This window comes from Maribacter sp. 2-571 (assembly GCF_050589625.1).
GTDB lineage: Bacteria > Bacteroidota > Bacteroidia > Flavobacteriales > Flavobacteriaceae > Pelagihabitans.
The window spans coordinates 41,183-63,305 of record NZ_JBNGOP010000030.1 but is presented as its reverse complement, the minus strand read 5'-3'; the positions used below and the strand labels follow the sequence as shown (position 1 = coordinate 63,305).

At 44.3% G+C, this 22,123-nt stretch carries 22 protein-coding genes; 5 read left to right on the top strand and 17 right to left on the bottom strand.

The window, feature by feature from the left end; translation table 11 throughout:
- Positions 1 to 477: 477 nt before the first annotated feature.
- The 4 genes from ACRD7P_RS17830 to ACRD7P_RS17815 form a co-directional block, all read right to left on the bottom strand.
- Positions 478 to 1,188, bottom strand: coding sequence for a hypothetical protein (locus ACRD7P_RS17830; RefSeq protein WP_430909043.1), 711 nt, complete (start codon positions 1,186 to 1,188; stop codon positions 478 to 480).
- Positions 1,189 to 1,201: 13 nt separating this feature from the next.
- Complete coding sequence (locus tag ACRD7P_RS17825) at positions 1,202 to 3,232, bottom strand: WG repeat-containing protein (protein WP_430909042.1); 2,031 nt, start codon at positions 3,230 to 3,232, stop codon at positions 1,202 to 1,204.
- 225 nt (positions 3,233 to 3,457) lie between these two features.
- Positions 3,458 to 4,225 carry an ABC transporter ATP-binding protein gene (locus tag ACRD7P_RS17820; RefSeq protein ID WP_430909041.1) on the bottom strand — a complete coding sequence of 256 codons (768 nt, stop codon included), beginning with the start codon at positions 4,223 to 4,225 and terminating at the stop codon, positions 3,458 to 3,460.
- Positions 4,225 to 4,962 (bottom strand): MlaE family ABC transporter permease, encoded by a 738-nt coding sequence (locus tag ACRD7P_RS17815; protein WP_430909040.1) that lies wholly within the window; start codon positions 4,960 to 4,962, stop codon positions 4,225 to 4,227. The genes ACRD7P_RS17820 and ACRD7P_RS17815 overlap by 1 nt, the downstream gene beginning before the upstream one ends.
- A 113-nt stretch (positions 4,963 to 5,075) precedes the next feature.
- Here ACRD7P_RS17815 and pafA point away from each other — a divergent pair, with 113 nt between their 5' ends.
- Together pafA and murI are read left to right on the top strand one after the other, a co-directional pair.
- Positions 5,076 to 6,758, top strand: coding sequence for an alkaline phosphatase PafA (gene pafA, locus ACRD7P_RS17810; protein ID WP_430909048.1), 1,683 nt, complete (start codon positions 5,076 to 5,078; stop codon positions 6,756 to 6,758).
- Between the two features lie 10 nt (positions 6,759 to 6,768).
- The gene (gene murI / locus ACRD7P_RS17805) at positions 6,769 to 7,557 is read left to right on the top strand and encodes a glutamate racemase (protein ID WP_430909039.1); all 789 of its coding nucleotides are present in this window, start codon (positions 6,769 to 6,771) and stop codon (positions 7,555 to 7,557) included.
- A 5-nt stretch (positions 7,558 to 7,562) separates the two neighbouring features.
- Here the strand turns inward: murI and ACRD7P_RS17800 are convergent, their stop codons facing one another.
- Both ACRD7P_RS17800 and ACRD7P_RS17795 read right to left on the bottom strand, forming a co-directional pair.
- A complete protein-coding gene (locus tag ACRD7P_RS17800) occupies positions 7,563 to 8,072 on the bottom strand; it encodes a dihydrofolate reductase (RefSeq protein ID WP_430909038.1) in 510 nt (169 codons plus the stop codon).
- 60 nt (positions 8,073 to 8,132) lie between these two features.
- Positions 8,133 to 8,552, bottom strand: a complete 420-nt coding sequence (locus ACRD7P_RS17795) for a 2TM domain-containing protein (RefSeq protein ID WP_430909037.1) — start codon at positions 8,550 to 8,552, stop codon at positions 8,133 to 8,135.
- 55 nt (positions 8,553 to 8,607) lie between these two features.
- Here ACRD7P_RS17795 and ACRD7P_RS17790 point away from each other — a divergent pair, with 55 nt between their 5' ends.
- Together ACRD7P_RS17790 and ACRD7P_RS17785 are read left to right on the top strand one after the other, a co-directional pair.
- Positions 8,608 to 9,696: an aminotransferase class V-fold PLP-dependent enzyme gene (locus tag ACRD7P_RS17790; RefSeq protein ID WP_430909036.1), complete on the top strand. Its 1,089-nt coding sequence runs from the start codon at positions 8,608 to 8,610 to the stop codon at positions 9,694 to 9,696.
- A gap of 151 nt (positions 9,697 to 9,847) precedes the next feature.
- Entirely contained in the window at positions 9,848 to 10,144 is a 297-nt protein-coding gene (locus ACRD7P_RS17785) for an isoamylase early set domain-containing protein (protein ID WP_430909035.1), read from the top strand.
- 117 nt (positions 10,145 to 10,261) lie between these two features.
- On the opposite strand, the gene ACRD7P_RS17780 is transcribed toward ACRD7P_RS17785, so the two are convergent.
- The 11 genes from ACRD7P_RS17780 to ACRD7P_RS17730 all read right to left on the bottom strand — a co-directional run bounded on the left by ACRD7P_RS17780 (position 10,262) and on the right by ACRD7P_RS17730 (position 20,858).
- Positions 10,262 to 10,543, bottom strand: coding sequence for a DUF427 domain-containing protein (locus ACRD7P_RS17780; protein ID WP_430909033.1), 282 nt, complete (start codon positions 10,541 to 10,543; stop codon positions 10,262 to 10,264).
- Positions 10,544 to 10,592: 49 nt separating this feature from the next.
- Positions 10,593 to 11,564: an L-histidine N(alpha)-methyltransferase gene (gene egtD / locus ACRD7P_RS17775; protein WP_430909032.1), complete on the bottom strand. Its 972-nt coding sequence runs from the start codon at positions 11,562 to 11,564 to the stop codon at positions 10,593 to 10,595.
- 212 nt (positions 11,565 to 11,776) lie between these two features.
- Positions 11,777 to 12,940 (bottom strand): ergothioneine biosynthesis protein EgtB, encoded by a 1,164-nt coding sequence (egtB, locus tag ACRD7P_RS17770; protein WP_430909031.1) that lies wholly within the window; start codon positions 12,938 to 12,940, stop codon positions 11,777 to 11,779.
- Positions 12,941 to 13,161: 221 nt separating this feature from the next.
- Complete coding sequence (locus ACRD7P_RS17765; RefSeq protein ID WP_430909030.1) at positions 13,162 to 13,986, bottom strand: thymidylate synthase; 825 nt, start codon at positions 13,984 to 13,986, stop codon at positions 13,162 to 13,164.
- Positions 13,987 to 14,137: 151 nt separating this feature from the next.
- Positions 14,138 to 14,629, bottom strand: a complete 492-nt coding sequence (locus ACRD7P_RS17760) for a DUF6985 domain-containing protein (protein WP_430909029.1) — start codon at positions 14,627 to 14,629, stop codon at positions 14,138 to 14,140.
- Between the two features lie 219 nt (positions 14,630 to 14,848).
- Positions 14,849 to 15,388 carry a hypothetical protein gene (locus ACRD7P_RS17755; RefSeq protein ID WP_430909028.1) on the bottom strand — a complete coding sequence of 180 codons (540 nt, stop codon included), beginning with the start codon at positions 15,386 to 15,388 and terminating at the stop codon, positions 14,849 to 14,851.
- A 120-nt stretch (positions 15,389 to 15,508) separates the two neighbouring features.
- Complete coding sequence (locus ACRD7P_RS17750; protein ID WP_430909027.1) at positions 15,509 to 16,783, bottom strand: hypothetical protein; 1,275 nt, start codon at positions 16,781 to 16,783, stop codon at positions 15,509 to 15,511.
- A 77-nt stretch (positions 16,784 to 16,860) separates the two neighbouring features.
- Positions 16,861 to 18,318 carry a NupC/NupG family nucleoside CNT transporter gene (locus ACRD7P_RS17745; RefSeq protein ID WP_430909026.1) on the bottom strand — a complete coding sequence of 486 codons (1,458 nt, stop codon included), beginning with the start codon at positions 18,316 to 18,318 and terminating at the stop codon, positions 16,861 to 16,863.
- 26 nt (positions 18,319 to 18,344) lie between these two features.
- Positions 18,345 to 18,974 (bottom strand): bifunctional nuclease domain-containing protein, encoded by a 630-nt coding sequence (locus ACRD7P_RS17740; protein WP_430909025.1) that lies wholly within the window; start codon positions 18,972 to 18,974, stop codon positions 18,345 to 18,347.
- 82 nt (positions 18,975 to 19,056) lie between these two features.
- Positions 19,057 to 20,025 carry an electron transfer flavoprotein subunit alpha/FixB family protein gene (locus ACRD7P_RS17735; protein WP_430909023.1) on the bottom strand — a complete coding sequence of 323 codons (969 nt, stop codon included), beginning with the start codon at positions 20,023 to 20,025 and terminating at the stop codon, positions 19,057 to 19,059.
- 92 nt (positions 20,026 to 20,117) lie between these two features.
- On the bottom strand, positions 20,118 to 20,858 hold the full coding sequence (locus tag ACRD7P_RS17730) for an electron transfer flavoprotein subunit beta/FixA family protein (RefSeq protein ID WP_430909022.1): 741 nt from the start codon (positions 20,856 to 20,858) through the stop codon (positions 20,118 to 20,120).
- 167 nt (positions 20,859 to 21,025) lie between these two features.
- On the opposite strand from ACRD7P_RS17730, the gene ACRD7P_RS17725 reads away from it, so the two are divergent.
- Positions 21,026 to 22,003, top strand: coding sequence for a pyruvate dehydrogenase complex E1 component subunit beta (locus ACRD7P_RS17725; protein ID WP_430909021.1), 978 nt, complete (start codon positions 21,026 to 21,028; stop codon positions 22,001 to 22,003).
- The last annotated feature ends 120 nt before the right edge of the window (positions 22,004 to 22,123 follow it).

Below are 22,123 nucleotides of genomic sequence, written 5' to 3'. Positions count from 1 at the left end.
AGAGCTGATCGTTTCAAATTGGGTATCCGTCAATTCCATTTAACAAAGATACCTATTTTGTGTTAACACGCCCTAGTAAAAAGTGGTGAGTGAAAATTTGTTCGCTCGCGTTTGCACTTGAATTTGATACTTGAGTTTGAACTTTCCTTCAGCGCAGCGGTCCTTTTTCAAATAAGTATAAAGTAGTTAGTACAAAGTATTGAGTAGGTAGCATTGTGAAGAAAGGGAATAGTGAGCGGGTGATTTTGAACTTGAGCTTGAACTTGTCTTTCGTCTTTGTTCCTTTTTCAATTAGCAATTATCAGTTCGCATTGGCGATTGGTAGTTTGCAGTAATTAGTGCAGTGAGTAAAAAGTGGCTAGTAGGTATTCCTAGTAATTTTGAATTTGAATTTGAATTTGATTTTTGTGTTTGAATTTGAGTTTGACACTTGAGCTTGTCTTTTGTCCTTTACAATATGGTCTCGATCGGATCGTTTTATCGATAATAAACCAGCATTCCACTAAAGGAATAGGCCTCTTGCATGACCTGATCAAACTGCTTGGTCGCTATAAATAGGGTAGCACTCAAATCTTCTTCATTGTCATACAGTATGCGTTGCCAACCGTCTTCGGGTGCTTCTTCCATATCCGATGTGGTTTGCACGTTCAAAACCAATTTTACCACTTTGTCTTCTAAGTACCACTCATAGGAGGCCCTGTCATTTTTTTTCTCAATATCAATATATGGGGTGGGCGTACCGTAGTCCTTTTTTAAGTTGTTTACCAGTTTATCGATATCCGATGCGGTCAGGTCTTCTTGTTGTGCCCCTACGAGATAGGTGTTTTCATCTGCAAGATCCGTACATAAAAGAATTTTCCGAAACACCAGATCCCCATACGCGGCCACTTTGGTGTCCGAAGAAAAGGACGATTGGCTGTACCGCACATATTCGAAAGGTTCGTCTTGGTCGTCCAGTTCCACCATTTCCTCTTCGGCCCGCATAGAGATGTCCGCTTTGTGCCTGAAATAGGCCTCGTCATTAAAAAAGTTTGGGATATCCAAATCAAAATTAAATCCGTTCAGTTGCAAAGGGGCTTCCCCGAAATGGACGTCTTTGTTCTGTTGACCGCAGGACACGAGTACCACGCCCAAGAACAGTACCAGCCGCTTTTTGAAAACGGTATTTTGAATACGTTTTATAATCATAGGATAAGGATATTTAGTTTTGGAGTGCTTTGCCTTGGGCATCATAGGTGTTTTTTCTGAAAACGTACCGGGTTTCCTCATTTTCCCCTTTGATGTCTATTAAGTCGCCGGCACTTTCGGGGATTTTGGTTACGATAGTCCCTTGTTTGTCTATAAAGGCCCAAACCCCGTCTTCGACTGCTACCAAAGCCCTGTCGCCAATAAAGCTGAACGCATCCTCATACTGGCCCGGTATGGCCGATGTTCCGTCGAGTTGAAGGAATTTGAACATGAAATCGGTACCATCTTCAACCAGTATATAATTGCCCTCGTCAACATATATTTCTCGATACTTTTCTTCCGTTAACGGTTGCCCATCGGCTGTCATCAATCCTTTGTAACGACCAGAGGTATAGGTGAGGAGGGAATTGTTTTCGGTAAAACCCAATGCATACTCCTGAGGTGTTATTTTGTAGTTTCCGTCACCATCGATCAAACCCATCTTTCTGTCCTTGGTTTCCACCAGTGCCATGTTTTCATTGTCCGCCACGGTAACGTCCCTCAAATTCTCGATCAATGGTTCGGCTTTGGCATTCAAGATGGAGCGGCGCGCACGCCCCCGCAACGATTTCATCACGGCAAAGGAATTTCCTATAGGTTCTATATTATCGAATTGAAACGGGAGTACGACTTCGGTATTGTTTTTTAAAACACCCCAATAGTCCAGACTATCCTTAAAAATAGAGCGCTCCTCATCCATCTTTTTCACAAAGGATTTGTGCTGGATTTCGATCAACTCCTTTTTGTCCACATTTAAAAAATAGCTGTTCCTGGGGTAGCTATTAAAATAATTACTTCCATCTACCTGTAATAACTCATTTTTAAATCGGGCGGCTATGAGAACATTACCTTTGGTATCCGCCAAGCCATATTTTTGGGTGATGGAATCCATATATGGGATAAAGGTGTTCGCTTCCAATGGCGAATTATGGGCAATGTTCCTTTTGGAAATGCTATCGTATTCTTTGGCGATGTATACATAGAGTGTTGCGACGGTTGCGGGAAACCCGAGGCTAATGGACTGTTTCTCCGGAGCAAGGACCTGGTGATGGTCTTCAATGAGTTGCTTGATGCCCGAAATCATTTCTTCTACTGGGGCGTCTTCAAAAGTTTTGACATCCGCTTTCATTTGATTTAGCATAACGTGATCTTCAAAAACGGTTTCCGGTATTTGTTGTAACAACGCTATCGCCTCAGGGGCACTTTTTAGGTCTGTGGCCTGTTTCATGAGGTCTAGGGTACGTGTAAGTCGATCCAATACCTCATGTCGGACGACGGTCAACGGAAAAGAGGAGGAAGCGGTATGGTCCATCAATCGGTTATCGGCCGTTACGGCTTGGTATCCCAATACTTTTTGATACTGCAACTGTGGCATTGAAAATTCTACCTCGTTTCCCTTAAAAAGATCGATTTCGGTTATTTTATCCATACTGGCGACATCAGCATCGGACGATAGTTCCAAACGTTCGATCTCGGTCGGAAACAAATACTTTAGCGTCACCATTGCACTATCTACGTTTTGCAGTCCTATCGCCTTAAGGGGTACTGTTTTGCCTTCAAAAAAAATCGTGTCAAAATCAGCGGTAATGATACCACCGTCTACCGCGTCCGGATAGTCCACGTGCAGTTCCGAGTTGGGATGTATGAAGTCTTGCCCCATGCTCAAATCTTCGATATCCTCGGCAAAGGCCAACGCAATGGAGTCCTTTATATTACGGACTTCGAGCGGTGCTGCAATATCAAAATCGGTCTCGTCGTTCCCGTTTCCGCCGGCCGAGAAACCAAATGAAAAATACAGTTGTGTGTTTTCGGCATCCCCTAACACGGTATCCAAATAAGCGATATCGGATTCGAGAGCGGTATGAAGCGCTTCAATGGACTTGGAAGTATTGTTCTGCAAGTATTCAGAAAGCGTTGCGCTCTCCTCGAACGAATCCGAAGGCTGGCACGAATGGCCCAAAAGCAATAAAAAGACACATGAAATTAGAATGGGAATTTTGCTCATAGGGTATACTTTTTTGTCGATCGCTGTTGGTTTTTTCTTTAATCTCTTAATTGTCGGTGTCCAGGTCTAGGTTTCATGAAAATCTCAAAAGAGACTTGAGAAGACACCATTGTACTTTTCATAAACGGGGGTTTCATCGGATATTGTATGTGTGGTAAAGAGAATGTTTTGAAGTTTTGCCCGGGTTTTCCGTGCTCATCTGGTTGAAATGATTACGATAAAATATCAGTTCCGTTCCTCGATATACATTTGCCGCACTTTTTTAAAAAGGTCCGAAGAATAGACAAAACCGGTTACCGCTTCGTTGTCGGTCTTGAAAATTTCATGTTTGGTGCCTTCCCATTCTTTTAATCCGTTTTTGAGAAAGAGAATTTTTTCCCCTATCTGCATTACCGAATTCATATCATGGGTGTTGATGATGGTCACGATGTGGTATTCTTCGGTGATCTCTTTGATCAAGTTGTCGATAAGGATTGCCGTTTTGGGATCAAGACCCGAGTTGGGTTCGTCGCAAAAGAGGTATTTTGGGTTCATTACGATTGCCCTTGCAATGGCAACCCGCTTTTGCATACCTCCTGAAATTTCGGAGGGAAATTTATGATGGGCATCGATCAAGTTGACCCTTTTCAATACCGTATCTACCCGATCTTGCATTTCAGATTTGGATTGCTTGGTAAACATTTCCAAAGGGAACTGAACGTTCCCGGCCACGGTAAGGCTATCGAACAATGCACTTCCCTGAAAAACCATGCCCATTTCCTGTCGAAGATCACGTTGTTCGTCCCCACTGAGGTTGGCGTACACTTTATCATCATAAACAATATCGCCCACCTCTGGCGAAAAAAGGCCCAACAGACATTTAAGGAATACTGTTTTACCGGAACCGCTCTGCCCGATTACCAAATTGGTCTTTCCCTTTTCGAAAGTGGTGGTAATTCCCTTTAAAATATGGGCTTCCCCAAACGATTTATGAATGTCCTTTACTTCGATCATTAGCCTAATAAAAGTTGTGTTAGTATATAATTGAGAATAATGATCACCACACTCGTCCAAACAAAGGCCGTGGTACTGGCTTTACCCACCTCTAGCGCCCCCCCTTTCATATAAAAACCGTGAAAAGCGGGTACGGTGGCAATTACAATGGCAAAGAGCAAGGTTTTTATAAAGGCATAGGCGATGTGAAAAGGGATGAAATCAAGTGTTAGACCTGTTACGAAATCGGCATTGGTTAAAAAACCACCGAATACCCCGGCAAGCCAACCCCCGAAAATACCGACGTACATGGCTATAGCGATTGCAAAAGGGTAAAACAACATTGCAATGATCTTTGGGAAAACCAAATAATTCAAGGCATTTACCCCCATTACCTCCAAGGCATCGATCTGTTCGGTTACCCGCATGGTACCAATGCTGGAGGTGATGTAAGATCCTACCTTGCCCGCCATGATAATTGAAACAAAAGTGGGGGCGAATTCTAAAATAACGGATTGCCGGGTGGCAAAGGCAATGAGATTTTTTGGTATCAGCGGATTGTTAAGGTTCAGGGCGGTCTGTATGGTCACTACCGCACCGATAAAAAAGGATATAAAAATGATGATGCCCAAAGAACTGTATACGAGCTCATCGATTTCCTTAAGGATCAGCGTCTTCATTATACGCCATTTTGTCGGCTTTTTAAAGACTTCACGCAGCATTAAAAAGTAACTGCCGATTTGAGCAAGATAGTTCATGAAACAAAAATTGACTTCTTCGGGTAAAAATAACAATAAAGGCTATCATTTAACCTTGATTTAAAATATTAAGATTGAATTTACTTACTTTTATACCCTTAATAGATACTGGAATGTTAAAGAATGCCCCTTGGATTACCCTACTGTTTTTTTTCTTGTTTTTCACTACACATAACACCTTTTCGCAACGAAAATCCAAAAACGGTTCCAAGGCTACTACGGCTTCAGAAATGAAGGTGCGGCCCAAACTGGTCGTCGGTATCGTAGTAGATCAAATGCGCTATGATTACCTGACCCGGTTTTGGGACCATTATGGTGATGGGGGTTTCAAACGGTTGGTAAACAATGGGTTCAATTGTAAAAACAATCACTTTAATTATTCGCCCACCAGTACCGGTCCCGGACATGCTTCCATATATACCGGTACCACCCCGGCTACCCACGGTATTATTGGCAACAATTGGTACGAAAAGGGAAGTGCTACCGAGGTGTATTGTGCCTCCGATAACGAATATACCGCTGTAGGTACCGATTCCGATACCGGTCGCATGTCGCCCAAGCGAATGTTGGTCAGTACCATTACCGATGAACTTCGGCTGCATACCCAAATGCGGGGCAAAACCATTGCCATTGCCTTAAAAGATCGGGGAGCCGTACTTCCCGGAGGGTTTACGGCCAATGCCGCATACTGGTTTCACGGTATGGAGGAAGGCCATTGGATCAGCAGTACATATTACATGAACGAATTGCCCAAATGGGTAACCGACTTTAATGCTTCCAACGCGGCGGAACAATATAAAAAGCCGTGGACCGCGCTCAAAGCCTTGAACAGCTACACGGAAAGTGGTTTGGACAACAATCCGTTCGAGTCCCTTTTCGAAGGGGAAAAAAGTCCTACGTTTCCTCATGACCTGCCTACATTGTGGGGGGCTAACAATCAGTTCGATATCATTAGGCCGACCCCTTATGGGAACAGTCTAACGGCCGATTTTGCTCTGGCGGCCCTATCCGGTGAAAATTTGGGACAGGACGCCATTACCGATTTTTTGGCAGTGAGTTTTTCCAGTACCGATTATGTAGGACATCATTACGGGGTAAATTCAAAGGAAATACAGGATACCTATTTGCGTTTGGATCAGGATCTGGAACGACTGTTCAAAGGGCTTGACAAAAAAGTAGGTGACGGGACCTATACCGTTTTTTTAACGGCCGATCATGGTGCCATTGACGTGCCCGCTTATCTCAAATCAAGAAAACTGCCTGCGGGCTATATGGAATGGGACGCGCTAAAAGAACGCTTCGGCACCTTTTTACAGTATACATATGGTACCAAGGACATCGTTAAGAATTTTTCGAACGATCAGTTCTTTTTGGACCACAAGATCGTGAACAATCTGGATTTGGACCTGGGAAAGGTACAGGAACGTATGGCCACCGAATTGCTTACCTACGAAGGCATCGACCGGGTGTATACGGGAGTACAAATGCGTAATAATAATTATGTGAAGGGCATTCCGTATATTTTGCAGAACGGTTACCATCAAAAACGTTCGGGAGATGTATTGGTAGTATTGCGCCCCGGTATGGTCACCTATGGCGTTACAGGGTCTACCCATGGTTCTCCACAGGTATACGACACCCATGTTCCGCTGTTGTTCTATGGAATGGGAATCCGTAGCGGTAGCACGGTTAACCGGACCGAAATACCCGATATTGCCCCTACAATGGCCACACTCCTGGGTATTTCCTTTCCTAATGGAACAACGGGCAACCCTATTTCGGAGGTTCTGGAATAAGCGCTAACAAATGGATAAACGTCCCGTAGGTATTTTTGATTCTGGAGTTGGAGGTACTTCCATTTGGAGGGAAATCATCACCCTTTTGCCCAATGAGCATACCATTTATCTTGCCGATAGTGCCAATGCCCCGTACGGTGCCAAAGCTGAAGCGGAAATAAAGCGATTGAGCATTAAAAACACCGAACTGTTGTTAAAAATGGATTGCAAGGCGGTGGTGGTCGCCTGCAATACGGCAACAACCAATGCTATTGCCCATCTTCGTACTTCGTATAACGTACCCTTTATCGGCATTGAGCCCGCAATAAAGCCCGCGGCCTTAAAATCCAAGTCAAAAGTGGTAGGGGTATTGGCCACCAAAGGTACCTTGAGCAGTGCCCTTTTTCATAGCACTTCCGAACTACATGCCGCCGATATTGCCATTATCGAACAGGAAGGTGCCGGTTTGGTACCCTTGATCGAGGCATACGAAGCGGAATCACCCAAAACGGAATCCCTTTTAAAGGAATATTTGGCCCCAATGCTCGTGGCGGGTATCGATCATTTGGTGCTGGGGTGTACCCATTATCCTTATTTGATTCCCTTGTTGCGTAAGTTGTTACCGGCCCATGTGAAAATTATCGATTCCGGCGAAGCGGTGGCCCGTCAAACAAAGGCAGTGTTGACAGAAAGAGCATTGTTGAACAAGGACCAAAAAAAAGGAAATGGTGTTTTCTATACCAACGCGGATGCCACTATTTTAAACCGTTTTGTGTCGGGAACGGCAACGGAGGTAACGGTATCCGAACTCGATTTTTAGGTGTTTTATTTGACCGGCAACTTTCTACGGTAAGATAAAAAAGTGAAGGCAAAGGCGTGGCGCTCGTCTTTAGGATGCAATGTTTCGGACGTCAGTTCCCAGTTTTGCTCCGCTAACTCGGGAAAAAAAGTGTCCGCATCCTTAAAAACGGTATGTACGCGTGTCAGTTCGATACCATCGGCCAAAGGCTCCGCTTGTTTGTATATCTCACCACCACCGATAATATATACCACCTCCTCGTCGGCCACTTTTGCGATGGCCGCTTCCAAAGAATGGGTTACCTCACAACTTTCGTGTTCGATGGTGTAGTCCGTATTTCGGGAAATAACAATATGTCGACGTTTGGGCAGGGGCTTGGGAAAACTCTGGAACGTTTTGCGGCCCATGATTATGGTATGCCCCATCGTTTTTGTTTTAAAATGCTTAAAATCGTCGGGCAAATGCCAAAGCAGCTCATTGTCTTTCCCGAGTGCGTTATTCTCGGCCGCCGCCGCTATCAGTATTAACTTTGCCATATGCTATTTTCACATGATGATAATGGTACGAACAAAAAGTGTCTTTTAAAACAATTTCTGCTACAAAGCGTCTTGAGCACTATCGTTACTATTGGCCCCCTCTTTTTTGTTGATGTTGGATAACGGAAAATCGGTCTCGATTTCCTTTTGTATTTCGGCGATGCGCTTTTTTTGTTTGGCGACCAGCCTTTCCCGTTGCCGTCGCTCCCAGTCGGTTCCCATAAACTTGTGGGTGACCAGTACGTTAAAAGCATGGATAACGAACAAAAACGCCCAAAAGGTTATCGCCCATATAAACCAATCATAGTCCGCACCGTACTTTAAAATTTTGTTGATGAGTACTAGAAAAACACTCCCGATAAGGAAAATGACAAAGTGGGAATACAGTCGTTTTTTTTGCCTGATCCGCTTTTGGGCATGTTCAAGAACATCATGCTGCTCAAGGTCAAGGCTCGGGATATTTTTGTTTTTGGAGAACATCGGTTTCCAGTATCTTTAGGAACAAATATACGGCAAACGCCTTTTTAATGGTATTATGGACGATTATCAAAAACACTTTCCGGTTTTATCGCAAGGGATTTATGCCAATACCGCGGCGTCGGGTTTAATGTACACGGATTTGGTAGCATGGCGGCACCGACACGATCAGCAGTTTTTGGAAGGTGGCAGTAACATGAAAATGAACGCAATGGTGCGGGATATTCCAAAAGTCAGGGAAACGGTCGGGCGGTTCTTTCATTGTAAAACGGAAAATATCGCCCTAGTACCCAATTTCTCCATTGGACTCAACCTTCTATTGGAAGGGCTTGATCTAAAGAGTAAGGTGCTATTGCTTGAAGACGATTACCCATCGGTAAATTGGCCATTTGAAGATAGAGGGTTCAATTGTTTATACGTTGACACCAATGACCGTTTTGAAGACCGGATACGGAAGCTGATACTCGAGGAAGGGATTACCGTTTTCGCCTTTAGCGTGGTACAGTGGGTGGACGGGATTGCCATGGACATCGAATTTTTAAGGGAATTAAAAAAGGAACATCCGGAACTGTTGCTCATAGCCGATGGCACCCAGTTTTGTGGTACGGTGGATTTTAACTTTGAAGAAGGACCTTTTGATGTGTTAGGGGCCAGTGCCTATAAATGGCTGTTGGCCGGATATGGAAATGGATTCGTTTTGCTCAAGGACGGTGTGGAAGAAGCACTACGGTCCCCCTCCACGGGGTTCAATGCCGCTGCTGGAGATCTGGAAGGTAGGGACGACATTGGTTTGGCGAAAAGATTGGAGCCCGGACATTTGGATACCCTTAATTTTGGAAGTCTTCGGGTATCGTTGGAGTTTTTAATGGGAATCGGGATGGGGAAAATAGAAAAGCGTTTAAAGGAACTATCACAAAAGGCGAAAAAAGCGTTCTCTGAATTAAAATTACTGTCCGATGTTGTCGTTTCAAAAACCGAGCACAGTACTATTTTTAACCTTAGAGCCGATGAAAATACGTTTAAAAAATTGCAGAAGAGCGGGGTGATCTGTTCGCAACGCGGAGGGGGTGTTCGGGTGAGTTTTCACTTTTATAACACCGAAAAAGACATTGATGCCATTGTAAAAATCTTAAAAACAAGGGAATAGGGTTTGAACACTTCTAAAATTCAACGTGGTTTTTTTGTTGAAGCTATTTAAAAGTAAGGAAAATATTACCAAATTGATAAAACTGACCTAAGTCATTGGATGCTAGGTTATTTATGCCCTAATTTTGTCAAAAATTTTAAAATTTGAAATCATGGCAGTAGCTAAACAATATTTGAAGACCAAACCAGTATGCAAAGTAACCTTCACCGTACCTGCGGAAGAAGCTAAAAAAGTAGCCGTTGTAGGCGATTTTAACAATTGGAACCCAAAAGGGAGCACCTTGAAAAAACTTAAAAACGGTAATTTCAAAGGTACCTTTGAACTTCCAAAAGAGGGAAGTTACGAGTTCAAATACATCATCGACGGTGATTATGTGAACGAAGCCGAAGCGGACCGTTACCAGTGGAACGATTACGCTGGATCTGAAAATGCCGTTATTGAGCTATAAGCTATAACGGAATTCCAACAAAAAACAAAGACCGGATGTCCTTTTCTTAACGGAGCATCCGGTTTTTTTGTGCTCATCGTCCAGGGATTCCCCAACTTACCAATAACCTATAGCACCCTATGCTTCAATGGTTACCCCTTTCCAAAAGGCGACACGACCTTTGATGCCTTTGGCCAATTCGCTTACTTCCGGATAGTACCATGCAGCGTCTTCGTTTGTTTTGCCCGCGACTTCCAAGGTGTAGTAAGAGGCAACGCCTTTCCAAGGGCAGGTGGTATGGGTATTACTTTCCGAAAAAAACTCTTTTTTAATGCTTTCCGCTGGAAAATAGTGATTGTTCTCTACGACTACGGTATCATCGCTCTCCGCAATGACCGTGTTATTCCATATCGCTTTCATAAAATGTTATAAATTATAAGTGTTATTCAGTAAGACCTGCCTTTTGAGGCTATCGTTTTTCAAAAAGATAATTTTTAAATTGTCCGTCAACATCTGTGAACTGTTCCGTTATCCGAAATCCTGATTTTTCAGAAAGCCATGTAACGGTCTCGTCATCGTATTTCTGGGATATTTCGGTATGAATGGTTTCCCATTTCTTAAAGCCTACAGTGAGTCCAAGTTTTTTAATGTTTACGGTTTGTGGGCTGTTGGCTACCAAATAGCTTTTAGCGGTACCCGACTCGGGGTCATACACCTCCCAATGCAGGAAAGCATCCAGGTCAAAATCTGCCTGTAATTCCGTATTGATGCGTTTCAGAACATTTTTATTAAAGGCCGCCGTAATTCCGGTGGGGTCGTTATACGCATCCAAAATGGTTTGCGGATGTTTCTTTTGGTCGAGTCCGATAAAGAAAAGGTCGCCAGGGGCCATTAACCCTTGTACCTGTTTTAAAAAGCTGATCGCTTGTGGATGCAACAGATTACCAATATTCGACCCTAAAAAGAGAATAACCTTTCGGGTACCGTCCTTGGCGTTGATTTTTTTTAAGGCTTCAAAATAGGTGCCTTGTTGGGTGGCCACAGCAAGCTCTGGAAGTTCTCGTTTTAAGGAGTTTTCCAGACCGTCGAGCACATTTTGGCTGATGTCAATGGGTTCGTAGGTAAATTTGATGCCGCTGTCGACCAATTGTTTGAGCAGAATTTTGGTTTTCTTACCGTCACCGGCGCCCAATTCTATTAAGTTAAAAGGTTCACCTCCGCTGCTAAAGGTATTGCAGATTTCCTGTTTGTACGTGTCAAAAATTTCAAACTCCCTATCGGTCAAATAATATTCGGGCATATCCATGATTTGCTGAAAAAGCGCGTCGCCCTCGGCATCATAAAAATATTTGCTGGACAAGTGTTTGGGATATGCCATAAGTCCCTGATAGACTTCCTCTTCAAAAGGGGTATCAAAAGATGTTGTAAGCTGTGTTTGCATAAAAGTTATGTCGTAAAGGGTATTAAAAGTATGCGTATGATGAACTCGTTTAAACTTTTTGCGTTTAAGCGAAAATTAGTCATTTTTTGGCCATTCGAAGGCTTTTTTGAGTTGCATAGCATGGCTACGGAAAGAAAAAAAGGCAAAGAACGGACGAAAAAGGGCAATTTTTTAGCAAATGGAGAAAGTTTAAACGAGTTCGATATTTAAAATTACTGTTGTACCAGTCGAAAACCCGTAAACTGCCATCGCAGGTCGGTCTGAAAAAAGTTCCTATAGGTCGGTCGTGTATGTTCGATGGGCGTTGCCACGGAGCCGCCCCGCAATACTTTTTGGTTGACCATAAACTTTCCATTGTATTCCCCAAGGGCACCGGCCGCTTTTTGGTAGCCAGGGTAGGGCAAATAGGCACTTTCGGTCCATTCCCATCGACTTCCCCAATTAAAATGTGCCTGCGCCGATTCCCATTCGAACTCGGTAGGCAATCGGCTCCCTTTCCATTGGGCAAAGGCGAAGGCCTCAAAATAGGAGATATGGGTCACCTGGGCCTCCAACGGTACTTTTTGTAATCCTAAAAGGGTATAATGATGCCATTCCCCGTCGATATTGTGCCAGTATAAAGGGGCGGTTATCCCATTTTTTTGTACCCAGTCCCATCCCTCGGCGTGCCAAAGGTCGAAACGGGTGTACCCACCGTCCAGAACAAACGCCATAAATTCGCCGTTGGTTACCAGTTTGTTCGCTATGTTAAAGGCATTCAGGTATACCTTGTGCCTTCCCAATTCGTTGTCGTAACAAAAGGCATCCGAGGCATGTCCGATCTCATAAACGCCTTTGTCCATATTGATCCATTCCGCTTCTTGCGTTTCAGGAACATGTTCGCGGAAAGCATCGGAATATACCGGTAACAAGGGGTTGTTGCCCAAAATATACTTAATGTCGGTCAGTAATAGTTCTTGATGTTGTTTTTCGTGGTGGATACCGATTTCCAATAGCTCCCAAACCGCTTTTGGTTGTTCCCGTTCGAACAGGGCGGTCATGGCCTTGGTTACATGGGATCGGTATTCGTATACTTTTTTTACCGAGGGCCGCGATAGGTTTCCGCGATCTGCGCGAACTACCCGTTTTCCCACGGACTCATAGTAGCTATTGAATACAAAGGAAAAATCATCATTGAAAATACGATAATCGTTCGCATGGGGCTTTAAAATAAATTCCTCGAAAAACCAGGTGGTATGCCCCAAATGCCATTTAGGGGGCGAAACATCTACGATGGGTTGTACCACGTAGTCTTCTATTTCCAATGGCTCACAAATGTTTTCGGTATGGGCCCGTGTTTCCAAAAAGAAGGTCACGAGCGAATCGGTAAGTATCATAAGTCATGTTGTAAACCCTAAAGATACGAAGAACCTTACGGTTGCTATGGCTCCAAAAAGGTCAAAAAATGGTTAAAACGGACCTCAAATACCTTCATTTTTATGGTTGCCACGTACACGGATGTGTTTGCCGGAACAAATAACATTCTGTGGTCGTTACAATTTAGGTCAAAGGTGACTTCTTTTTGGATATGCCAATAGGATAAAATGCTATGGCCAACTCAAATGGCAACCACGCCTTTAATGTGCGGATGCGGGTTGTAATCCACCAAAGTAAAGTCTTCAAAGCTAAAGTCAAGAATATTGGTCTTTTCCGGATTTAGGATCATTTTGGGCAACGGCCGAGGTTCGCGACCCAATTGCAGTTGTACTTGGTCCATGTGGTTGTTGTAGATGTGTGCGTCACCGAAGGTGTGTACAAAATCACCGGCGGCGTATCCACACACTTGGGCCATCATCATGGTAAACAGTGCATAGGAGGCAATGTTAAAAGGGACGCCCAAAAAGATATCGGCACTTCGCTGGTATAGCTGGCAGGATAATTTTCCATCGGCGACATAAAACTGAAAAAAGGCATGGCACGGCGGTAATGCCGCTTTGCCGTTCGCCACGTTCTCGGAAAAGGATTTGGAAGTATCCGGTAACACGCTGGGGTTCCAGGCAGAAACCAACATGCGTCGGCTATTGGGATTGTTTTTTAAAGTGTGGACCACCTCCTTGATCTGATCGATCTCGTCGTTGTTCCAGTTGCGCCATTGCTTCCCGTAAACAGGACCTAAGTCGCCATTTTCATCGGCCCATTCGTTCCAAATACGGACACCATTTTCTTGCAGGTAACCGACATTGGTATCGCCTTTCAAGAACCACAACAGTTCGTAAATAATGGATTTAAGGTGTAATTTTTTAGTGGTCACCATGGGGAAGCCTTCGCTGAGGTCGAACCGCATTTGGTATCCGAACACACTTTTGGTTCCAGTACCTGTACGGTCCCCTTTCTGATAGCCGTTTTCAAGTACGTGGTGCAGTAAGTCGTGGTATTGTTTCATGGGATTATTGGCGCTTGTGCGTATCGCAGTTTGCAGAGATAAATATAGCGCATCGTTACAAGTTGGGCCGTTATAAAAAAAGGGAGTTATAAATAATTATCAACCAAAGGGCGCCCTAATTTTGGGAGCGCATAAAAGAGAACGCTATCGTTCACGTTTCCGCTATTCCCCCTATGGCTACAATACGATTAGCATTCAGTTTTATCTCGAGGCCATGCTCGGTATCGATGGTGTAGTGTATGGGGATTTTGATGGTGTCGTGGTCTAAGATCCGGAGATACAAAACATCTTGTAGCGTAACAAAATGTTTGTCCATTGTGGTAATGCCCAGTGGTGGGGTACCTGATTTGGTTTCGTTTTCATAGTAGTGCGCGTAGAGGCCCAAATACCTTTCAAACGTCTGTGCTTTTATTGCCTCCATTACAGTGTCGATGCCATCGATAAAAGCGGAATATGTTTTCTGAAAAGAATCCAATTGATCGGTCGTGGGCGGTATTTCGATTTCCTCGCCGTCTTCATCGTATTCCGTTCCTAAAAACAACTTAATTTCCTTTTCAGGGAAATAGGGGGAAACAAATTTGACTCCAGGCGAAAAACCGGCCCAGTCTTCTACTATTTCTCCCCAAAATGAATGTTGGATCATTGGTGGTTTTATTTTGGTACTGTTAGGGTGGTACATCCGACACACCTTTTTGTCAAAGTCATGTTTCGTTTTTTCTGGGAACGTTCGGTCTTTGTCTCCTGGGTTTTAATCGGTTTTACCTTTGTTGTCCGAATTACTTTCGTCAATGACTACGAATCAAATACCTTGTGAGCGTTCTGTTTTTTAACTTTTTGATAAGCGCATAAACAGCAATGGAAATCAGAAAAGATATCCCATTACAATTTTTGTGGTCCCAAATTGGGCCATACCCAATGCGAGGCCCGCAATTCCCACTCGTGACCCTTGCGGTTCATATTCATATCCTTGTTCAATATTGATGGCTAGGTAAAGCGTCCATAAAAAAAGCCCCGTTAGGATCAAAATTGCGAAAAACTGCGGTTTTCCATGACGGTAAATTGAAGGTGTTTGTTCGGAGTATGTAAAAGTCGGGAAATGTGTTTTAAGCGAATCGAACACTTCGTCTTTTACTTTTTCGTTTTCCGTTTTGATCTCCTCCGACGAATCTTGTCCATAATTGATTCGGATGTATGTTTTTTCTTCGGGATTCTCGATGCTTCTTATATAGGAATAAGGAATACTAAAAATATCTTCCGGGAAAATACCTTTTTTAGCGTTGGATAACAGGTGGTTTTTATCATGTCCTTTTATCAGGCCATAAATTAATCGGTGTTCCGATAAAGCGATTAATCGGCCAGTATCCGAGCTGGGCAACCAATACGTTCTCATAGGATTCAACATATCAAATATCGATTTCTTTATACTGAAAATAAGTTGTTGTCATTAGGGTAATGGTAGCGTTACCTTTTACTTGGGAGTTTAGACCGTTTCACGCCACGTATTGATTTTTGGGACTATAATTTAATCTTGAAGTTCTAATTTCAACACATCGTTTAAAGGCACTCCCAACTCACTGCCGGCAATTAAAAAGATAGCATCGTTGTATACATTGACACGGTGAGCAAAACGAGAAGAATTCTGTTCTGGTAGTAACGAGGCCTCAAACCACGAAACTCCATCCAAACTATACCAAACATCGAATGGATCTCTTTCCCTACCGAAAATCCACATTCTCCCTTGAAATACTGCCGCAGCGGAAACATTCCTTTTAGAAAAAGCGGCATTTTCGGTAATTGTTTCCCATTGAATTCCATTCGAGCTGGCATACACCGTATTGTTTATTCCATCATTACTGTTTCCGGCGATAACCCATATTTTATCCTTAAAAACCACGGCTTCGTTTACAATCGTAGCATTCAGTTCCGGTGTATCTGTGGCAAGTATCCAGTCCACTCCATTTTCGCTATACCATACGTCGTTGATTCGAGATGGTAGTGGAACCCTATTCGAATCAAAACCGTTGATAATCCACATTTTATCATCAAAAACAACAGTTGAATGTAAAAACCTGGGGTCAAAGGCGGCATTTGCTGTTTCTAAATTCCAGTTGATACCATCCGAACTCGACCAGACATCATTAAGTGCCAGTCCGTTGCTGTCGGTTATGATTTGCCCACCGATGACCCACATTTTATTGTCAAAAACTAGCGAAGTATGGAATTCTCTTCCTGGAAACCCCGCATTTTCGGTAGCCAAATTCCATATAATGCCATCAGTGCTAGACCAAACATCATTTTTGTAGTCTCCGGCAATAACCCAAAGTTTATTGTCGAAAACTAATGTGGTATGTCTACTTCTTGCGGAGAATGCCGCACTCTCTTGAACCGTAGTCACGGAAAGCACGAGTCCCCTGGTCGTAAAAGCCGCCGTCCCCGATTCCGCAGTATTACCTTCGGTATCTTTCGCGATCACCTTCCAATAATAAGTGGTATCGGTATTCAATTTTTCTGTTAAGGTATAGTTCGGGGTATCAAGTCCTTCTGATATAATGGTAGTAGGATTTTCATTTTCGTCCAATAAAAACTGGTAGCGAACCGCATCTTGTTCGGGGTCCACAGCCGTATCCCATGTAAAGGAGGCTAGTAGGTCAACATCAGTGCTATTATCGGCAATGGTCAGGAGGCTGAAGTTTTTGGGCGCCTTGTTTTCCGGTGTTTCGGGAACTTCGCCGGAATTATCGCTTTGGCAGGAAAAAAGGGCCAGAAACAGGCCGCAGAGTAAACAGGTTTGTTTCATTTTTGTTTGGTATTAGGCGAAAATAGGAAAAAGTATTAATTCGATATTACTGCAGGTGGCTATGGGAGACCGACAAATCATCCCAATATCATCCCGGCTATAGTAGCGGAAAGCAATGAGGCCAAGGAACCGCCAAGTACCGCTTTCATACCAAATTCCGACAAGGTTTTTCGCTGCCCGGGCGCCAACGAGCCGATTCCACCGATCTGGATGCCGATAGAGGCAAAATTGGCAAAGCCACAAAGCATATACGTGGCCATGATAACCGATTTGTTGTAGGTAAGGCTTGGTTGAGAAGCCATATTTTTAAGCTCCGCAAGTTGGATGTAGCCAACAAATTCACTGGCGGCCAATTTAATTCCCAATAACTGTCCCATGAGCATGATGTCTTCTTTGGCCACCCCTATCAGCCACATTAGCGGCGCAAAAACAGTTCCAAGAACGGCTTCCAAAGAAAACTTCTCATAGGCCGTATTTTCGGCCATCCAATCATTAAGTGAGGTAAGCTCACCGGTCCAGTCCAAGATGCCATTGATCATGGCTATTATGGCAACAAAGACCAAAAGCATGGCACCTACGTTGACGGCCAGTTTTAAACCCTGAGTAGTGCCATTGGCAATCGCATCCAAAATATTGGCGCCAATTTTATCGCTGGATACATGAACGTCGGTATTGACTTCGTCCGTTTGCGGATATAACATTTTCGAAATGACAATGGCTCCGGGTGCCGCCATGACGGAAGCGGCCAATAAGTGCTTGGCGAACATGAGCTGTAGCGCCTCGTCCTCTCCTCCTAAAAAGCCTATGTAAGCAGCCAAAACAGCTCCGGCAACAGTGGCCATACCCCCGATCATGACCAATAGGATTTCCGATTTGGTCATTTTTTCCAAATAGGCTTTTATTAACAACGGCGCCTCTGTTTGTCCAAGAAAAATATTACCGGCCACAGAAAGACTTTCCGCTCCTGAAATCCCTAAGCTCTTTGAAAGTAGCCAAGCCAATGCACGTACTACTTTTTGGATGATTCCCAGGTAAAATAGCAAAGAGGTCAATGCAGAAAAGAAAATGATTGTGGGCAATACCTGAAAAGCAAAAATGTAACCAAAGGTGTTGGTGTCCACCACCAAACCTTCGAACAAGAACTTACTTCCTGCCCGGGTATATCCCAGAATACTGATAAACACCTCTCCAACCGATTCAAACGCCGTTTGTACGAGGGGTATTTTTAGAACGCCAATGGCGATCAATAGCTGCAGGCCTACGCCGATACCTACCGTTCTCCAGTTAATGGCCTTTCTATTGGAACTGAAAACAAATGCGATCAAAAGCAGTACGACCATTCCCAGTGCCCCTCGCGCAAGACTATTTATACTAAAGCCTTCGCTTGGCAATGCGGTTTTGATGGTAGGTGAACTATCTTGTAAGGCAGGAACAATGGAGGTTTCAAGTGAATCCGAAAAGCCCGTGTCGTGGCCAAATAGGGCAAAAGAGCATAAAAATGCAAACAGCAATATCCCTCTGTTGATCGTTATCATCTGCTTGCGGTGTTAACGGACTGGTGTTAATTTCGTTTTGAGATCTCGTCCCGTAATTTTGCGGCCTTTTCGTAGTCTTCATTGGCAACGGCTTTTTCCAGTTCCTTTCCCAACTCCTCTATGGTAAGCTCCTTATAACCATCGGCCGCCCCAGATTCGATTTCTACCGTTTCTCCCTCTTGAAGAATTTCGTCGACCATAATACTTTCATCGCTATCCTCGGTTTCTTTGTCCTTGGAGGAAAATTTAAGAAAGATTCCCGCTTTGTCCAAAATGGTCTTATACGTGAATATCGGTGCGTTGAACCGTAGCGCCAAGGCTATGGCATCACTTGTTCTCGCATCGATAATTTCCTCTATTTTGTCGCGTTCGCAGATGATACTGGAGTAAAAGACACCATCGACCAATTTATGGATAATGACCTGTTTGACCACAATATCGAAACGATCTGCAAAATTTTTGAACAGATCATGGGTCAGCGGTCTCGGTGGTTTAATTTCCTTTTCCAAGGCGATGGCGATGGACTGCGCCTCAAAAGCACCGATGACGATGGGAAGTTTTCGGTTCCCCTCTATCTCGTTCAAAATAAGAGCATAGGCCCCATTTTGCGTTTGGCTATATGAAATCCCCTTTATTTTTAATCTTACTAAACTCATAATCCTATAACAAAGAGGGCTGTTTAAACAACAGGCGTACTATCATTTAAACAGCCCTTTAAGGCATGCAAATTAACAAAAATTAAGCGTTCTGCGCTTTAAATTCCTTTAATTTTTCGGTAAGCTGCGGTACGATTTCAAAGGCGTCCCCAACAATTCCGTAATCGGCGGCTTTAAAGAAAGGGGCCTCCGGATCGGTATTGATCACTACCTTGGTCTTGGAGGAGCTTACGCCCGCCAAGTGCTGTATGGCACCGGAAATTCCGATGGCAATGTACAGATTGCTCGCAACAGGTTTGCCGGTCTGGCCCACGTGTTCCCCATGGGAACGCCAGCCCATATCCGAAACGGGTTTGGAGCAGGCGGTCGCGGCACCGAGTACGTCGGCCAATTCCTCGAGCATTCCCCAGTTTTCGGGACCTTTTAGTCCGCGACCACCGGAAACGACGATGTCAGCATCCGCAATGGTAGCTTTACCGACCACTTTGTCCACTTCTACCGATTTGGTGGAGAATGCGGAGTCGTCCAAAGTAGGGGAGAAGTCCGCTATCGTTCCCGATACCTTATTTTCAACGGTTCCGAAGGCGTTGTTCGAAACGCCGATCACCTTTTTATCGCTATTGATTTGGGTGTGGGCGAACCCTTTGTTACTAAAAGCGCTCCTTTTTACGATAAAGGGGCTTGTGCTTTCCGGGGCCGCTACCACATTGGGGGCATAACCCGCTTTTGTTTTTGCCGCTACGATAGGGGCCAGGAATTTGGTATCGGCACTGGAGCTCACCACGATGACCTGACTGTTTTCCTGTGCGGCGGCCTGTTCCAATAGTGTTGCGTAGGCCTTGGCGTTGAAGGTGTTCAAACGCTCATCGGAAACCGATAGCACCTTGGTCACGCCATAGTTGGCCAATTCGTCCGCCGAGGCAGCGTTGATGGCCACGGCAGTAACCGATGTACCCAATTGCTGGGCAACCTCATAGGCATAAGAGGCGGTTTCAAAGGCATTCTTTTTAAATTTTCCGTTTTCTGATTCTGTATAAACGAGTACTGACATATTACTTTCTTTAGCCGTTCCCGAACGGTATATTACGACCGGACAAGGAACATTATTTTTTTAAATCGTTGCGTTTTAATATGGTGCTGAGGTCATATAGCTTTTGCTTCGTTATGCAAAAGATCGATCAAGGCGTCTACGTTGTCCACAAGTTTTACCGCTCCTTTTGGGGCCGGTTTTTCAAACTTGACATCCGTTGTTCCCTGCAATGCGGAAACCGGTTCCACTACATTGAGTTGTTTTTTACGGGCCATCATAATACCCCTCATGTTGGGAATGCGAAGATCACTTTCCTCTACAAGCCCCTTTTGTCCACCGATAACCAGGGGGAGGTCCGTGCTAAGGGTCTCTTTTCCACCATCGATCTCCCGGATTGCCTTGGCGCTGTTGCCGTCCACTTCAAGTCCGATACAGGTGTTCACGAAATTCATGTCCAGCAGCGTAGCCAAAATTCCGGGTACCATACCACCGTTGTAGTCAATGGATTCCCTTCCTGCAATAATGAGGTCGTATTCCCCACTTTTCGCTACTTCGGCAAGTTGTTCCGCAACAAAATAGCCATCCGTTGGAAGCGCATTGATACGAATGCCTTCGTCCGCCCCAATAGCAAGCGCTTTTCGCATGGTCGGTTCGACCGAAGCATCGCCTACCGTGGCGATATGCACCGTTGCACCTTGTTTTTCCTTGAACCACATGGCACGTGTTAAACCAAATTCGTCATTGGGATTGATCACGAATTGTACCCCATTGGTGTCAAATTTGGTGTCCCCTTCCGTAAAGTTGATTTTAGAGGTCGTGTCGGGTACGTTACTGATACAGACTAATATTTTCATTCAAATAAATTTTGATCGTTTCGATTATTAGGGTAAAGATAGGGAATTTTGCTCAATTTACTATGCGTGCATAGTAAATTTTGTTGGTTTTTTTGATTCCCTCTACATCCGAATAAGGGTATAATTTGCTATTTTTGCATGCATTTTTACTTAACCATGCAAGAAATATGAAGACACTACAATTTAGGCAAGCCATTGCGGAAGCCATGTCCGAAGAAATGCGAAGGGACGAGAGCATTTATTTGATGGGAGAAGAAGTTGCCGAATACAATGGTGCTTACAAGGCCTCCAAGGGCATGTTGGACGAATTTGGTGAAAAGCGCGTCATCGATACGCCCATTTCCGAATTGGGTTTTGCCGGTATCGGGGTCGGGTCTACTATGACGGGAAACCGACCGATCATCGAGTTCATGACCTTTAATTTTGCGTTGGTCGGTATCGATCAGATCATCAATAATGCGGCCAAGATTCGCCAGATGTCGGGCGGGCAGTTTCCATGCCCAATCGTATTTCGCGGTCCTACCGCTTCCGCCGGTCAACTTGCCGCAACACATTCACAGGCATTCGAGAGTTGGTATGCCAACTGTCCCGGACTAAAGGTAGTAGTGCCCTCCAACCCTGCCGATGCCAAGGGCTTGTTGAAGTCTGCTATACGGGACGACGATCCCGTAATCTTTATGGAATCGGAACAAATGTATGGGGATAAGGGCGAAGTGCCCGAAGGAGAATATACGATTCCGCTCGGCGTGGCCGATTTGAGAAGGGAAGGTACCGATGTCACTATCGTTTCTTTTGGAAAAATCATCAAAGAAGCCGACAAAGCTGCCGATGAATTGGAAAAAGAAGGAATACGTTGTGAGATAATCGATTTGCGGACCGTAAAACCATTGGATTACGAGGCCGTTGTTGCATCGGTGAAGAAAACCAATCGTTTGGTCATTTTAGAGGAAGCGTGGCCATTTGGAAACGTATCCACCGAAATTACCTATCACGTGCAAGAGCACGCTTTTGATTATTTGGACGCTCCCATACAGCGCATCAATACTGCCGATACCCCGGCTCCCTATTCCCCGGTATTGTTGGCGGAATGGCTGCCGAACAAGGGCGATGTGATCAAGGCTGTTAATAAAGTGTTATATAGATAAGAATAAACGCTACGTAAAACTACATTTGCTTCGTCGACCTCATACGTCGACGAAGTTTTTTTTTGTATTACTTGTCGAGCTTTCAAAACACATTTGTGCCAGTTTGTTCCTAAACAAAAA